This is a genomic window from Azospirillum agricola, from assembly GCF_017876095.1.
Taxonomy (GTDB): domain Bacteria; phylum Pseudomonadota; class Alphaproteobacteria; order Azospirillales; family Azospirillaceae; genus Azospirillum; species Azospirillum agricola.
Genome location: NZ_JAGINM010000013.1, coordinates 1 through 14,299 on the forward strand (window position 1 = coordinate 1; position 14,299 = coordinate 14,299).

General features: G+C 70.4%; 16 protein-coding genes and 1 other RNA gene. 8 read left to right on the forward strand and 9 right to left on the reverse strand.

The window, feature by feature from the left end:
• The coding region (locus J2847_RS19255; protein ID WP_209780640.1) for an NAD(P)(+) transhydrogenase (Re/Si-specific) subunit beta at window positions 1-102 on the forward strand (102 nt) is incomplete at its 5' end.
• An 85-nt stretch (window positions 103-187) separates the two neighbouring features.
• A complete protein-coding gene (locus J2847_RS19260; protein ID WP_209780499.1) occupies window positions 188-475 on the forward strand; it encodes a DUF1330 domain-containing protein in 288 nt (95 codons plus the stop codon).
• A gap of 210 nt (window positions 476-685) precedes the next feature.
• Here J2847_RS19260 and panB read toward each other — a convergent pair whose 3' ends face one another.
• Complete coding sequence (panB, locus tag J2847_RS19265; protein ID WP_209780500.1) at window positions 686-1,522, reverse strand: 3-methyl-2-oxobutanoate hydroxymethyltransferase; 837 nt, start codon at window positions 1,520-1,522, stop codon at window positions 686-688.
• 245 nt (window positions 1,523-1,767) lie between these two features.
• Complete coding sequence (gene rpsU, locus J2847_RS34235) at window positions 1,768-1,971, reverse strand: 30S ribosomal protein S21 (protein ID WP_012974546.1); 204 nt, start codon at window positions 1,969-1,971, stop codon at window positions 1,768-1,770.
• 230 nt (window positions 1,972-2,201) lie between these two features.
• Here rpsU and def point away from each other — a divergent pair, with 230 nt between their 5' ends.
• Window positions 2,202-2,729, forward strand: coding sequence for a peptide deformylase (def, locus tag J2847_RS19275; RefSeq protein WP_209780501.1), 528 nt, complete (start codon window positions 2,202-2,204; stop codon window positions 2,727-2,729).
• A gap of 9 nt (window positions 2,730-2,738) precedes the next feature.
• Window positions 2,739-3,446, forward strand: coding sequence for a COQ9 family protein (locus J2847_RS19280; RefSeq protein WP_209780502.1), 708 nt, complete (start codon window positions 2,739-2,741; stop codon window positions 3,444-3,446).
• A 130-nt stretch (window positions 3,447-3,576) separates the two neighbouring features.
• Here the strand turns inward: J2847_RS19280 and J2847_RS19285 are convergent, their stop codons facing one another.
• The 3 genes from J2847_RS19285 to ssrA form a co-directional block, all read right to left on the reverse strand.
• Window positions 3,577-3,954 carry a TfoX/Sxy family protein gene (locus J2847_RS19285; protein ID WP_209780503.1) on the reverse strand — a complete coding sequence of 126 codons (378 nt, stop codon included), beginning with the start codon at window positions 3,952-3,954 and terminating at the stop codon, window positions 3,577-3,579.
• Window positions 3,955-3,961: 7 nt separating this feature from the next.
• Window positions 3,962-4,459, reverse strand: a complete 498-nt coding sequence (locus J2847_RS19290) for an SspB family protein (RefSeq protein ID WP_085554847.1) — start codon at window positions 4,457-4,459, stop codon at window positions 3,962-3,964.
• Between the two features lie 47 nt (window positions 4,460-4,506).
• Window positions 4,507-4,867, reverse strand: a transfer-messenger RNA (tmRNA) gene (ssrA, locus tag J2847_RS19295).
• 96 nt (window positions 4,868-4,963) lie between these two features.
• On the opposite strand from ssrA, the gene thyX reads away from it, so the two are divergent.
• From thyX to J2847_RS19310, 3 genes are all read left to right on the forward strand, one after another.
• Entirely contained in the window at window positions 4,964-5,905 is a 942-nt protein-coding gene (thyX, locus tag J2847_RS19300; protein WP_209780504.1) for an FAD-dependent thymidylate synthase, read from the forward strand.
• Window positions 5,906-5,938: 33 nt separating this feature from the next.
• Complete coding sequence (locus tag J2847_RS19305) at window positions 5,939-7,657, forward strand: O-linked N-acetylglucosamine transferase, SPINDLY family protein (protein ID WP_209780505.1); 1,719 nt, start codon at window positions 5,939-5,941, stop codon at window positions 7,655-7,657.
• A gap of 79 nt (window positions 7,658-7,736) precedes the next feature.
• Window positions 7,737-9,512 (forward strand): monovalent cation:proton antiporter-2 (CPA2) family protein, encoded by a 1,776-nt coding sequence (locus J2847_RS19310; RefSeq protein WP_233474637.1) that lies wholly within the window; start codon window positions 7,737-7,739, stop codon window positions 9,510-9,512.
• Between the two features lie 30 nt (window positions 9,513-9,542).
• Here J2847_RS19310 and J2847_RS19315 read toward each other — a convergent pair whose 3' ends face one another.
• The 3 genes from J2847_RS19315 to J2847_RS19325 all read right to left on the reverse strand — a co-directional run bounded on the left by J2847_RS19315 (window position 9,543) and on the right by J2847_RS19325 (window position 12,373).
• Window positions 9,543-10,340 (reverse strand): ABC transporter ATP-binding protein, encoded by a 798-nt coding sequence (locus tag J2847_RS19315; RefSeq protein WP_209780506.1) that lies wholly within the window; start codon window positions 10,338-10,340, stop codon window positions 9,543-9,545.
• Window positions 10,337-11,242: an ABC transporter permease gene (locus J2847_RS19320; RefSeq protein ID WP_209780507.1), complete on the reverse strand. Its 906-nt coding sequence runs from the start codon at window positions 11,240-11,242 to the stop codon at window positions 10,337-10,339. The genes J2847_RS19315 and J2847_RS19320 overlap by 4 nt, the downstream gene beginning before the upstream one ends.
• A 150-nt stretch (window positions 11,243-11,392) precedes the next feature.
• Window positions 11,393-12,373 (reverse strand): ABC transporter substrate-binding protein, encoded by a 981-nt coding sequence (locus J2847_RS19325; protein WP_209780508.1) that lies wholly within the window; start codon window positions 12,371-12,373, stop codon window positions 11,393-11,395.
• Window positions 12,374-12,580: 207 nt separating this feature from the next.
• Between J2847_RS19325 and J2847_RS19330 the strand changes: the two genes are divergently transcribed.
• A complete protein-coding gene (locus J2847_RS19330) occupies window positions 12,581-12,958 on the forward strand; it encodes a DUF983 domain-containing protein (protein WP_209780509.1) in 378 nt (125 codons plus the stop codon).
• A 102-nt stretch (window positions 12,959-13,060) separates the two neighbouring features.
• Here the strand turns inward: J2847_RS19330 and apbC are convergent, their stop codons facing one another.
• A complete protein-coding gene (gene apbC, locus J2847_RS19335) occupies window positions 13,061-14,230 on the reverse strand; it encodes an iron-sulfur cluster carrier protein ApbC (RefSeq protein WP_209780510.1) in 1,170 nt (389 codons plus the stop codon).
• Window positions 14,231-14,299: the final 69 nt, after the last annotated feature.

The window sequence follows — 14,299 nt, forward strand, 5'->3', positions numbered from 1 at the left end:
GCCGGCGTCGAGAACGAGCTGTTCTTCCGCCCCAACACCATGATGCTGTTCGGGGATGCGAAAAAGGTCACCGAAGAGGTGGTGAAGGCGATGGAAGCCTGATAGGCTCTTGTCCGGTTTGATGGAACGGGCGCGGGGAGCTAGGCTTCCCGCGCCTTTTTCATGCTGGAAAACAAGGGGGCCACCCATGACCGCCTATGTCATCGCCGACGTCGCGGTGACCGATACCGTCGCCTACGAGCGTTACAAGGCGCTGACGCCCAATGCCATCGCCAGGAACGGCGGGCGCTTCCTCAGCCGGGGCGGGGAGACGGCGGTGATGGAGGGCGACTGGCGGCCCAACCGTGTCGTGATCCTGGAGTTTCCGGACATGGCCGCCGCCCGGGCCTTCTACGACAGCCCCGAGTATCGCGAGGCGCGCGAGGCCCGGAAGGGTGCGGCTGACTTCAACATGATCATCGTCGACGGGGTGTGAGGAAACAGCCTCTCCATCCGCGCCTTTCGTCATGACCAGGCCTGTCCCGGTCATGACGAAAAAGGAGGGATGCCGGCCCATCGAAACCCGCGAAAGGCAGTGGCCGACGACTTTCAAGCGCCGAGTGGAAATCGTGCCGGTCTGCTCATCGTCGGGCTCTGGCTGTGCGCCACCTCGATCCATCCGTTGACCGAGTTGCAGGAGGTGGCCTCAGGCCGGCGTCGCGGCCTTCTTGACGCCGAAGCAATGCTCGGGACCGGGGAAGCTGCGCGCCTTCACCTCGGCGGCGTAGGCGGCGGCGGCCTCGCCGACCGCCGTGCCCAGCTCGGCGTAGCGCTTGACGAATTTCGGTTGGAAGGCACCGAACAGCCCGAGCATGTCGTCGGTCACCAGCACCTGTCCGTCGCAGGCCGGGGAGCCGCCGATGCCGATGGTCGGGATGGCGACCTCCTGCGTGATGCGGCGGGCCAGCGACTCCATCGTGCCCTCGATCACCAGCGAGAAGGCGCCGGCCTCGGCGATGGCGCGGGCGTCGGCGGCGATCCGCTCGGCGGCCTCGGCGTCGCGGCCGACCGCCTTGTAGCCGCCCAGCGTGTTGACCGACTGCGGCGTCAGCCCGACATGGCCCATCACCGGGATGCCGCGCGCGGCGAGGAAGGCCACCGTCTCGGCCATCTCCAGCCCGCCCTCCAGCTTCACCGCCTGGGCGCCGGTCTCCGCCATCACGCGGGCCGAGGCGCGGAAGGCCGCCTGCGGGCTCTCCTGGTAGCTGCCGAAGGGCAGGTCGACCACCACGCAGGCCCGCTCCGACGCGCGCACCACGGCGGCGCCATGGGCGATCATCATGTCCAGCGTGACCGGCAGCGTGCTGTCCAGCCCATAGACCACCATGCCCAGCGAGTCGCCGACCAGCAGCAGATCGACATGCGGGTCGAGCAGGCGGGCGACCGGGGCGGTGTAGGCGGTCAGGCAGACGATGGGATCGCCGCCCTTGCGGGCGCGGAGCGCCGGAACCGAGACACGGGCGTTGGACTTCGAGGCGCTCATGGCGATCCTTCCACCGGAAGATGTTGGCGCGTGGCTTCGGCCCAAGGCTTCGGCCCAAGGCTTTGGTGGCGCAGCAATACGCGCGCCCCACGCACAATCAGGGCAGGGGAGGTCCGGATACACCAAAACCGCCCACGCGAAAAATCACGGGACGGTCGGGTGCAAGACACAAAGGGGTCTTGGGCGCGTCTTCCGGCGTGAACCGGGCGCGCCCGAAATCGCAGGCGCCGAACGGCGCCCGTCGATCAATAGCCCTCGCGTTCCATCCGCTTGCGGAGGAGCTTGCGGGTGCGACGCACCGCTTCCGCCTTCTCGCGAGCGCGCTTTTCCGAGGGCTTCTCGTAATTGCGGCGCAGCTTCATTTCACGGAAAATACCCTCGCGCTGCATCTTCTTCTTGAGCGCGCGGAGGGCCTGATCGACGTTGTTGTCTCGGACCAGAACTTGCACGTTAACCGTCACCCTTCCAAGTGAGCCGTGTTGCAGTTAAGCAACAAGCAGGCATGCGCGGCGGGCGCACCCCTTGTGTGGATGAGTGTGTAGCACGGTGCGTCCTTCTTGTGAAGCGGAGTCTTGTGTTTGCTCCCGATGCCCCCGGGGCGGGTGCCTTTCGCCGGGAAAGCCGCCGTCCGGACCGTGAAACGGTTGCCGGGACCCGGTCCGGTCACAGATAATAAGCCATGGCTGTGTTGACGATCGCCCGCATGGGCAACCCGGTGTTGCGCGCCGTCGCCGAACCGATCGCGGATCCGACCGATCCCGAGGTCGCGCGGCTGGCCGCCGACATGATCGAGACGATGATGGACGCGCCCGGCGTGGGGCTGGCGGCGCCGCAGGTCGCCGTGGCACGGCGGATCGTCGTCTTCCGCGTGCCCGCCGACCGGGGGGAGGGCGAGACGGTGGCGACCACCGTGCTGGTCAACCCGGTGATCGAGCCGCTGGACGGCGGGACCGAGTTGGGCTGGGAGGGCTGCCTGTCGATTCCCGGCCTGCGCGGGCTGGTGCCGCGCCACCGCCGCATCCGCTACCGCGGGATCGGGCTGGACGGCGCGCCGATCGAACGCGAGGCGAGCGGCTTCCACGCCCGTGTCCTCCAGCACGAAATCGACCATCTCGACGGCGTCCTCTACATCGACCGCATGGACGACCTGACGCTTCTGGCCTTCACCGATGAGGCCCACCACATCACCGACGCCCGCAAGGGGTAGGAGACACCGATGAGCATCGACCGGCTGCGCGACGAGATTCTCCTGGCGACGCTGCCCAACGTCGTCTTCGACGGCTGGAGCCTCCAGGCCCTGCGCGACGGCACGGAGATGGCGGGGCACGAGCCGTCGGCCCTGCTGCGCGCCTTTCCCGGCGGCGTCGCCGACGCCATCGGGCATTTCGCCGACTGGACCGACCGCGAGACACTGAACCGGCTGGACGCCCAGCCGCTGGAGACCATGAAGGTCCGCGAGAAGATCGCGCTGGCCATCCGCACCCATTTCGAGGTGCTGGCCCCTCATCGCGAGGCCAAGCGGCGGCAGCTCTCCTATCTGGCGCTGCCGCAGAATGTCGGGCTGGGGCTGAGGCTGCTGTACCGCACCGTCGATTCGATGTGGTTCGCGGCCGGCGACACCTCGACCGACTACAACCACTACACCAAGCGCGCCCTGCTGGCGGCGGTGGTCAGCTCCTCGACCTTCTACTGGCTCGACGACCAGTCGGAGGACCATGCGGAGACCTGGGCCTTCGTCGACCGCCGTCTGGCCGACGTGATGAACGTCGGCAAGGCGACCGCGTCGCTGGGCAAGGTCGGCTCGCTGCTGTCCTATCTGCCGAACCCGGTGCGCTTCGCGCGGCAGGTGCGGCGGCGCACCGGCGACGCCAAGGCCGAGGCCAGGACCGACGCGGCGGCCGCGCACATGGCGGAGAACATCTGAGGGTTTCGGCGCCTGCCGTTCGTCATGACCGGACTTGGCCCGGTCATCCGCGCGCGGTCCTCGTGTGACGGGTTGCGGTCGTGGATGCCCGGCGCAAGGCCGGGCGTGACGGCGGAAGGGGGGGGACCGCTCAACCAGCGGCGACCGTCTTCCTCGTCCTCTTCGACCGCTTGGCGGCGGCCGCGCGCAGCGCCGCCTCCAGCGCCGGGCGCGCCCAGTCCAGCAACTCGTCGGGGTCGTCGAGCGCCGAGTCGGGCGGCGGATGATAGGACAGCGCCGTCGGCTTGTCGGCGAAGGGGCGGAAGGGCTCCAGCCCGAGCGCCTCGTGGGCGGCCCGGTTGGTGGCGTCGACCTTGAAATAGAGCGTCTCGTCGGCCACCAGCGCGAAGGTCAGCCCGTCGCAGCTGATGCCGTAGCCGCCGAACATGCGGCGCGCCCGCACATCGCCAAGCCGAGCCAGCGTCTCGCAGATGTTGGAGACGAACGCGCTCGGCGGGCGGGCGGGCATGGAGAGGTCACTTCTTGCGGAAGGCGTCCAGGGCGACGACCTCGCCGCGCTTCGGCTCCTCGGCCGGAGCGGCGTCCTTGGGCTCGTCCTTGCGCTCGACCATGACCGGGCGGGCCGGCATCGCCGCGACATCCCCCGACTCGGCGGGCGCCAGCGGCTGGAATTGCAGGGCGAAATTCACCGACGGATCGGCGAAGGTGGTGATCGCGGCGAAGGGGATCACCAGACGCTCATGCACGTTGTTGAAGCTCAGCGTCACCTCGAAATGATCGTCGTGCACCTCCAGCCCGTAATACTGGAACTGGAGGACGATGGTCATCTCGTTGGGATACTGCGCCGTCAGGTAATCCGGGATGTCGATCCCCGGATAGCCGGTGCGGAAGGTCAGGTAGAAATGGTGGTTTCCGGGAAGCCCACGCTCGGCCACATCGGTCAGAGCGTCGCGGACGACACCGCGCAGCGCGGTTTCGACCATCCGGTCATAGCGAAGCTGCTCTTTCGGCATGCTTGGGCGGGCCCCTGGAAATCGCTTGGTGAAGCTTGGAGAGATAAGGTGTGGGCCTTCTGTTGCTAGGCGGCCCACGGCCCCACCCTCAGGCGCTAACCATCGGGGATTAGGTTTAGGCTACCAGCCGCCGTTAGGCAGCGAGGCGAGCCTGAGCAACGTTGTCGTTGGCAACTATTGCAACGGCCCGATAACGGCGGAACCATGCCGAGCGAAAACCATGCCTTTACCACGCGTGTCGATCCTATTTCGCCCCCAACGACCCCGGTCAACGAGTCCGGATGATGGTTGGTGGAGGCGCCGGGTACCGCCCCCGGGTCCACAACGCTTATTCCACAAGGCGTTTATCGCCATAGTCGGCGAACCGACGGACGGAATATAGGCACTCCCGGCCCGCAAGGGAAGGGGGTGTGTGGCGATGCGGCCGATTGCGTCACCATAGCGTGCTTGGAACGGGCGAGGCCCACGGGGTAGAGTGCCGGCCATCGAAGCCCCGGAGTCACCATGCCGATCACGCCCGAGCAGCGCGACGAAATCGATCGCCTGCGCGCCGTCACCGCCACCACCCGCCGCGCCACCGTTCCGGCGCTGGAGGAGATCCTCTACCAGCCGGTCGAGGTTCTCGACCATGGCTTCGTCCGGGTCATCGACTACATGGGCGACGATTCCGCCGTCGTCCAGGCGGCGCGCGTCTCCTACGGCAAGGGCACCAAGAAGGTCAGCGAGGACGCCGGCCTCATCAAGTACCTGATGCGCCACCGCCACTCGACCCCGTTCGAGATGTGCGAGATCAAGTTCCACGTCAAGCTGCCGATCTTCGTCGCCCGCCAGTGGATCCGCCACCGCACGGCCAACGTGAACGAGTATTCGGCGCGCTACTCGATCCTCGACCGCGAGTTCTACATCCCGGCGCCGGAACAGCTCGGCGCCCAGGCGGTGGTCAACCGCCAGGGCCGCGGCGACGTGCTGGAGGGCGAGGAGGCCGCCTCGGTGCTGGCGCTGCTGCGCGCCGATTCCGAGCGCGCCTACGACAGCTACGAGGAGATGCTGAACCACCGCGAGGACGGCAGCGTCATCGACCCGTCCCGCCAGGGGCTGGCGCGCGAGCTGGCGCGCATGAACCTGCCGCTGAACTACTACACCCAGTGGTACTGGAAGGTGGATCTGCAAAACCTGCTGCATTTCCTGTCGCTGCGCGCCGACAGCCATGCCCAGTACGAGATCCGCGTCTACGCCGAGGCGATGCTGGACATCGTCCGCCGCTGGGTTCCGGCGGTCTGCGAGGCGTTCAGCGAGTACCGGCTGGGCGGCGGCCACCTGTCGAAGACCGGGCTGGAGGTCGTCAAGCGCCTGCTGGCCGGCGAGCCGGTGACGCAGGAGACCAGTGGCCTGACCAAACGCGAATGGCGCGAACTGATGGACCAGCTCGGCCGGTCCGAGTCCTGAGCGGCCCTGAGTCCTGATCGGAGACGCATCGCCATGACGCCGGAACAGGCCGAGGGCTGCCACCGCCAGGGCCTGATCGCGGCGCAGGCGGGGCGTCTCGACGAGGCGCTGGACCTCATCGCCCAGGCGATCGCCGCCCGTCCCGGAGTCGCCGCCTGGTGGGCTCATTACGGGTTGGTGCTGGAGAGCGCGGGCGACGCGCTGGGGGCCGTCCAGGCCTACGCCGGGGCGCTGAACCTCGATGGCGGGCCTGATGGCGGGCCTGATGGCGGTGGGCTGGCGATCGCCGGAAACGGGCTGCTCGTGGTGCTGCGCGGCCTGTGCGGCGCCGCCCCCGCCGCGCTGGCCGAGGGTTGCCTGCGGCGGGCGCTCGTCCTCGATCCGGCCTGGGCGGAGCTGTGGGGCCTCCACGCCACCCACGCGCTGCTGGCGCAGGGCCGTCCGGCCGAGGCGCAGGCCGGGGTGGAACGCGCCCTGCGCCTGGAGCCCGACGCCGATTCGTTGCACGGGGCGCGGCTCTTCCTGATGCAGCACGATCCCGGCCGGACCATGGCGCAGGTGGCGCAGGCCCACGCCGACTGGGGGGCCCGCCATCCGGACCGCCCGGCCCCCGCCGTGGCGCCTCCGGCGCCGAAGCTGCGCATCGGCTACGTCCTGCCCCATTTCCGGGCGCATCCGGCGGGATCCGTCCTGGAGCCGGTGTTGGCCGCTCACGACCGCGACGCGGTGGAGGCCGTCTGCTACGCCGACGCCGCCCACCCGCGTGGAACGACCGGGCGATTGAAGGCCCGCGCCGACGCCTGGGTGGAAACCGCCGGGATGAGCGACGACGCTCTGCTGGCGCGGATCCGTGCCGACAACATCCACATCCTCGTCGACATGGCCGGTCACGGCCCCGGCAACCGGCTGGGAGTCTTCGCCCGGCGCGCGGCGCCGGTGCAGGTGACCTGGGCCGGCTACGCCGGGACCACCGGCCTTCCGGCGATGGACTACCTGATCTCCGACCATCGGCTGAGTCCCGAGGGTGCCGACGGTTGGGCCATCGAGGGCATCGTCCGCATGCCCGACGCCCATGTTCCCTGGGAGCCGCCGGAGGATGCGCCGGCAGTGGCGCCGCTTCCCATGCTGGAGCGCGGACATCCGACCTTCGGCTCCTTCAACGCGCTGTCCTCGCTGAATCCGGCGGTTGCCGCCCTGTGGGCGCGCGTGCTGGCGGCGGTCCCGGGGGCGCGGCTGATGCTGCGCGCGGCGGGGCTGGAGGAGGCGGGGCAGCGGGCGCGCACGGCCGCCCTGTTCATCGCCGCCGGGCTCGATCCGGCGCGATTCGACCTGCGGGGCGGGGAGTCGCAGCAGGACGTCCTGGCCGGTTATGGCGCGGTCGATGTGGCGCTCGATCCCTTCCCCTGCTCGGGCGGGGTGACGACGCTGGAGGCGCTGTGGATGGGCGTGCCCGTGGTGACGCTGGGCAGCGACCGCTTCGGCGCCCGCCGCGCGGCGGCGCACCTCGCCTCGGCCGGGCTGTCGGCCCTGGCGGTGGGGGACGCGGACGCCTACGTCGCCATGGCGGCGGCGCTGGTTTCCGATTCCATGGCGCTCGCCGGGCTGCGCGCCGGGCTGCGCGACCGGCTGACGACCTCCCCGGCTCTGGACGGGGTGCGCTTCACCCGCGCGTTGGAGGCGGCGTTCGGCGCCATGTGGCAGCGGGCGGCGGCCGGGCAGGGGCGGGCGTCCTTTTCGTTCGATCTCGGCTGACCGGCCGGTTCCTCGGAAAAACCTCCCGCCCATCTCCGCTTTCCGTCCATAGTCTGAACAGAACCGGGTCGGGCGGGGGATGATGGCGGGTCTGGTGACGGTGGTGGTGCTGCTGGTGGCGATGGTCGTCGCCGTGCCGGTGGCGAAGCGGTTCGGATTCGGCGCGCCGCTCGGCTATCTCGCCGCCGGGCTGGCGGTGGGGCCGGCGGGGCTCGGGCTGGTCACCAACGTCGAGGCCATCGCCCACGCCTCCGAACTCGGCGTGGTGATGCTGCTGTTCCTGATCGGGCTGGAGCTGCGGCCGGCCCGCCTGTGGGTCATGCGCAAGTCGGTGCTGGGTCTGGGCGGCGCGCAGGTCGGCGTCACCGCGGCGCTGGTCGCCGGGCTGGGGATCGCGCTGCTCGGCCTGCCGGTGCCCGCCGCCCTGGTGATCGGCTTCGGGCTGGCGCTGTCCTCCACCGCCATGGCGCTGCCGATGCTGGCCGAGCGCGGGCTGCTCGCCAACCAGTCCGGGCGCAACGCCTTCTCCGTGCTGCTGTTCCAGGATCTCGCGATCATCCCGGCGGTGGCGCTGCTGCCGCTGCTCGGCAACGGTTCGGTTCCCGACGCCGATGGCGCCTGGGTCGCGGTCGCCAAGGCGGCGGCGGCCGTCGCCGTCGTGCTGGTCGGCGGGCGCTTCCTGCTGCGGCCGCTGTTCCGCATCGTCGACCGGGCGGGGACGCCGGAGATCTTCACGGCGACCGCCCTGCTGGTCGTCATCGGCACGGCGGTGCTGGTCGAGGAGGCCGGGCTGTCGATGTCGCTCGGCGCCTTCATGGCCGGCGTGCTGCTCTCCGACTCGGAGTACCGGCACGAGGTGCAGGCCGACATCCAGCCCTTCGAGGGGCTGCTGCTCGGGCTGTTCTTCGTTTCGGTCGGGATGGGGACCGATTTGCCGGCGCTGATGGCGCAGCCGCTGCGCTTCGCCGCGCTGGCGCTCGGCGTGATGGCGGCCAAGGCGCTGGTCATGGTGGTCCTGGCGCGAGTCGCCGGGGTGCCGGTCGCCGGTGCCGTCCGCATGGGCGCGGTGCTGAGCCAGGGCGGCGAGTTCGGCTTCGTGCTGTTCGGGCTGGCGGTGGCCGGCGGCTCGATGACGCAGGAGCAGGCGTCGGCGGCGATGCTGGTGGTGACGCTGTCGATGATCGCCACCCCCTTCGTCTTCGCGGCGGCGGAGCGCTGGCTGGTGCCGCGCCTGCTCGCCAAGCCCAAGCGGCCGTTCGATTCCATCGCCGAGGACGGCTCGCCGGTCATCATCTGCGGCTTCGGCCGGGTCGGGCAGGTGGTCGGGCGCGTGCTGCGGATGCGCGGCATTCCCTTCACCGCGCTGGAGAAGAACGCCGCCCAGGTCGATTTCGTGCGGAAGTTCGGCAACAAGGTCTATTACGGCGACCCGACCCGCGTGGAACTGCTGCGCGCCGCCGGGGCGGAGAAGGCGCGCGTGCTGGTCGTCGCGCTGGCCGAGACCGAGGAATCGCTGCGCGTCGTCGAGGTGGCGCGGCGCCATTTCCCCAACCTGACCCTGTTCGTCCGCGCCCGCAACCGCTGGCACGTCCACCAGCTGATGGACCGGGGCGTCGAAAACCCGGTGCGCGAGACCTTCGATTCGAGCCTGCGCCTGACCGCCGACGTGCTGCGCGAGCTTGGCGTCGCGGATGATGAGGTGGCGCGGACGATCGACACCTTCCGCGCCCACGACGAGCGCACGCTGGTCCGCCAGCACGCCGTCCACCACGACGAGGGACGCCTGATCCAGACCACCCGGCAGGCGGCCGAGGAGCTGCAATCCCTCTTCGAGGCCGACCGCGCGGAGCGGTGATCCGGCGCGCGGCGGTCAGTTTTCCGCCGATCAGCCGATCAGCAGGCTGTCGTCGCTGATCTCCGCCCCGCCGCGCTGCCTGGCGAACAGCGCCAGCAGATGCGGCACGTCGAGCCCGGCGCGCTCCTCCCCCGCCACGTCGAGGACGATGCGGCCCTCGTGCAGCATCAGCGTGCGGTCGCCGTAATCGAGCGCCTGCCGCATCGAATGAATCACCATCAGCGTGGTCAGCCGGTTCTCGCGGACGATCCGCCGGGTCAGGTCGAGCACGAAGTCGGCGGTGGCCGGGTCGAGCGCGGCCGTGTGCTCGTCGAGCAGCAGGATCTTCGAGCCGGCCAGCGCGGCCATCAGCAGGCTCACCGCCTGCCGCTGCCCGCCCGACAGCAGCCCCATGCGGTCCTGCAAGCGGGTCTCCAGCCCGAGCCCGAGCGCGGCGATGCGCTCCTGGAAGCCGCGCCGCCGGTCGCCGCCGAGCGCCAGGGCCAGCCCGCGCCGTCGCCCGCGCGCGGCGGCCAGCGCCATGTTCTCCTCGATGGTCAGCGCGGCGCAGCTTCCGGCCATCGGGTCCTGGAAGACGCGGGCGACGAGCCCGGCGCGGCGCGGCGTGTCCCAGCGGGTGACGTCGGTGTCGTCGATGGCGATGCGGCCCCGCTCGGCCAGCACGTCGCCGGCCAGCGCGCCGAGGAAGGTGGATTTGCCGGCCCCGTTGGAACCGATCACCGTGACGAACTGGCCCTCCGGGATGGTCAGGTCGATGCCGCGCAGCGCGTGCTTCTCCAGCGGCGTGCCGCGCCCGAAGGTGACGTGGATGTCCTGGACGGCGATCATCTTGCGGCACTCCCGCCGGTTTTCCGGACGCCGGCTTTCGCTTTCAGGCGCGGCAGGATCAGCGCGACGGCGACCAGCAGCGCCGTGACGAGGTTGAGGTCGGAGGCCTGCAACCCGATGGCGTCGGCCGACAGCGCGAACTGCACCGCCAGCCGGTAGAGGATCGAGCCGGCGACGCAGCCGACCAGCATCAGCGCCAGCCCGCGGGCCGGCAGCACCGTCTCGCCGACGATGACGGCGGCCAGCCCGACGACGATGGTGCCGATGCCGGTGGTGACGTCGGCGAAGCCGTTGGTCTGGGCGAACAGCGCGCCGGCCAGCCCGCACAGCGCGTTGGACAGCGCGATGCCGGCGTAGACATGGGCGTCGGTGTCGATGCCCTGGGCGCGGGCCATCCGCGCGTTGACCCCGGTCGCCCGCATCGCCAGCCCGAACTCGCTGGCGAGGAAGCGGGCCAGCAGCGCGACCACCGCCGCGACGATGACCAGCACCACCAGCGGCCGCACGATGTGGTCGGGGATCCCCAGCCCGTAGAAGGGCGTCAGCACCGTGTCCTGCATCAGCAGCGCCACGTTCGGCCGCCCCATCACCCGCAGGTTCACGGAGAACAGCGCGATCATCGTCAGGATGCTGGCGAGCAGGTGCAGGATCTTGAAGCGCACGTTCAGCAGCGCCGTGACCAGCCCGGCCGCCGCCCCGGCCAGCGCCGCCGCGAGGCTGGCCAGCCAGGGGTTGACCCCGGCGATCAGCAGCACGGCGCAGACGGCGGCCCCCAGCGGGAAGCTGCCGTCGACGGTCAGGTCGGGGAAGTCGAGGACGCGGAAGGACAGGAACACGCCGACGGCGACCAGCGCGTAGACGAGTCCGATCTCGACGGCGCCGAAGAGGGCGATTTCACTCATGGGGGAGGGTGCTTGGTGTTGGAAGGCACTTGCCCCCACCCCGACCCTCCCCCGCTGGGCGGGGGAGGGGGATTGCGCAGGAGCTTCGCGGAAGGACGGCGGAGTTCCCTCTCCCGCCCGGCGGGGGAGGGGTAGGGTGGGGGTCCAACGTTACTGCCCGACGACCTTCGTCGCCCGCTTGACCAGCGCGTCCGGCAGGGTCAGCCCCATCGCCGCCGCCGATTTCGGGTTCACCACCAGATCGGTCCCCTTGGCGTTGCCGACCGGGATGTCGCCCGGCTTCTCGCCCTTCAGCACGCGGGCGACGATCTCGCCGGTCTGCTTGCCGACCTGGAGATAGTCGAAGCCGATCGAGGCCGCCGTGCCGCGCCCGACGCTGTCGGTGTCGCCGGAGAAGACCGGCAGCTTGGCCTGCTGGCCGACCGCGACCACGCTTTCCAGCGCCGACACCACCGTGTTGTCGAGCGGGATGTAGACCGCGTCCACCTTGCCGACGAGGCTGCGCGCCGCCGGCTGGGCGTCGGACGATTTCGGCACCGACGCCTCGACCACCGAGAAGCCGGCCTTGGCGGCCTCCTCCTTGAACAGCTTGACCAGCGTCACCGAGTTCGGTTCACCGGGGTTGTAGAGCACGCCGAGCCGCTTGGCCGCCGGCAGGACCTCGCGGATCAGCCCGACATGGGCGGCGATCGGCGACAGGTCGGACAGGCCGGTGATGTTGCCGCCGGGCTTGTCGAGATTCTTGACGAGCTGGGCGCCGGCCGGGTCGGTCACGGCGGTGAAGACCACCGGGATGTCGCGCGTCGCCGCCGCCACCGCCTGGGCCGAGGGGGTGGAGATCGGCACGATGACGTCCGGCCTCGACCCGGCGAACTGGCGGGCGATCTGCGCGGCGGTGGCCGGGTTGCCCTGCGCGCTCTGGTATTCGACCTTCAGGTTCTCGCCGGGGGTGAAGCCGGCGGCCTTCAGCGCCTCGACCACGCCGTCGCGGGTGGCGTCGAGCGCCGGATGCTGGACGATGGCGGTGATGGCGACGGTCCTGGTTTGCGCCCAGGCGACGGTCGGGGCGGCGACGGGGGCCGAGAGCGCGGCCAGCGCGACCGCGGCGCACAACAGGCGGGGGAAGGTCATGGCGTCGTCTCTCCTGCGGAACGGCAAAGCCATCCCCTAGACCGGGGGCGCGCCGCCGTCAACGGCGCGCCGGCCGCGCAGCGCAGGAAAGAGCCGCGCAGCGCAGGAAAGGCTCGCGCAGCGCAGGAAAGCCCGCGGCGAATGGCCCTTCGGGTTGGTGCTGGATTGGAAAGAGCCTATATTGCGGGCAACACGGAAGGATAGGGCATGATCGCGAGCACCACGCCGGCACCCTCGAAATTCGTCGCGTCGCTGCGCGGTCTGATCGGCCGCTGCCCCAACTGCGGGCAGGGGCGGCTGCTGCGCAACTACCTGAAGCCGGTGGAGGCGTGCTCGGCCTGCGGCGAAGCCTACGGCCACCTGCGCGCCGACGACGCGCCGCCCTGGATGACGATCCTGATCGTCGGCCACGTCGTCATCCCGGCGCTGCTCAGCGTCGAGCAGAGCTACGAGCCGCCGACCTGGGTGCACATGGCGGTCTGGCCGCTGCTGTCGCTGCTGATGACGCTGGTCCTGCTGCCGCGCTGCAAGGGGCTGGTGCTGGGGCTGCTGTGGAGCACCGGCGCGCCCGGGTCGGAGCGGTAAAAAGCCTCCCCCCTGTCAGTGCCTTCCGTCTCCGCCCCCTCCGTCATGCCCATGTCGAGCACGGGCATGACGGATCGGAAGGCGGTTGCTCACGCGTGAGGGTTACTGCACCACGATGCGCGGCGCGGCGCGACCGCCGGCGCCCGGCCCGCCGATCTTCTCCCACAGGCGGGCGGCGATGCGGCGGTAGGTCTGCGCGTGCTCCGAATCGGGCTGCGACACGACGATCGGCTGGCCCTGGTCGGAGGTCTCGCGGATCGACAGGTGCAGCGGCATTTCGCCGAGGAACTCCATGCCGAGGTCGGCCGCTTCCTTGCGGGCGCCGCCGTGGCTGAAGATGTCGGTGCGGTGGTTGCAGTTCGGGCAGCAGAAATAGCTCATGTTCTCGATGATGCCCAGCACCGGCACGTCGACCCGGCGGAACATGTTCAGCCCCTTGCGGGCGTCGAGCAGGGCGATGTCCTGCGGCGTCGAGACGATGACGGCGCCCGCCAGCGGCACCTGCTGCGCCATGGTGAGCTGCGCGTCGCCGGTGCCCGGCGGCATGTCGACCACCAGCACGTCGAGATCGCCCCAGTTCACGTCGCGCAGCATCTGCTGGAGCGCGCTCATCACCATCGGGCCGCGCCAGATCATCGGCGTGTCCTCGGCGACCAGGAAGCCCATGGACATCACCTTGACGCCGTAATTCTCCATCGGTTCCAGGCGCTTGCCGTCCGGGCTGTTGGGCCGGCCGGAGATGCCCATCATGCGCGGCATCGACGGCCCGTAGATGTCGGCGTCGAGCAGCCCGACCCGCTGGCCGTTGGCCGCCAGCGCCAGCGCCAGATTGACCGAGGTGGTCGATTTGCCGACGCCGCCCTTGCCGGACGCGACCGCGACGATCGCCTTCACGCCGGGAACCAGCGGCTTCTGCTCCTGTGCGCCATGGGCCGCGCCATGGGCGTGGCCGTGCCCGCCGGGGCCGTGGCTGTGCCCGTGGCCCTGCTGGGGGGCCGGCCTGGGCGCCGCCTGCGGGCCGCCGCGGTGGGCGGTGAGCACGGCCGTCACCGACAGGACGCCGGGCAGGGCCTCCACCGCCTTTTCGGCGGCATGGCGCACCGGCTCGGCCTGGGCGCCGCGCTTGGGGTCGACCTCGATGGAAAAGGCGACGTGCCCGTCGCGCACCACCAGACCCGACAACATGCCGAGGCTGACGATGTCGCCGCCCCGGTCGGGGTCGATGACGGACTTCAGCGCCGCCATCACTTGAGCTTCGCCGATCTGCGCCATGGTTGAAAACTCCGCTGCCTTCCCGATATTGGGCGGATATCCAATGGTGGAATCCTCTCCGAAGGGAGG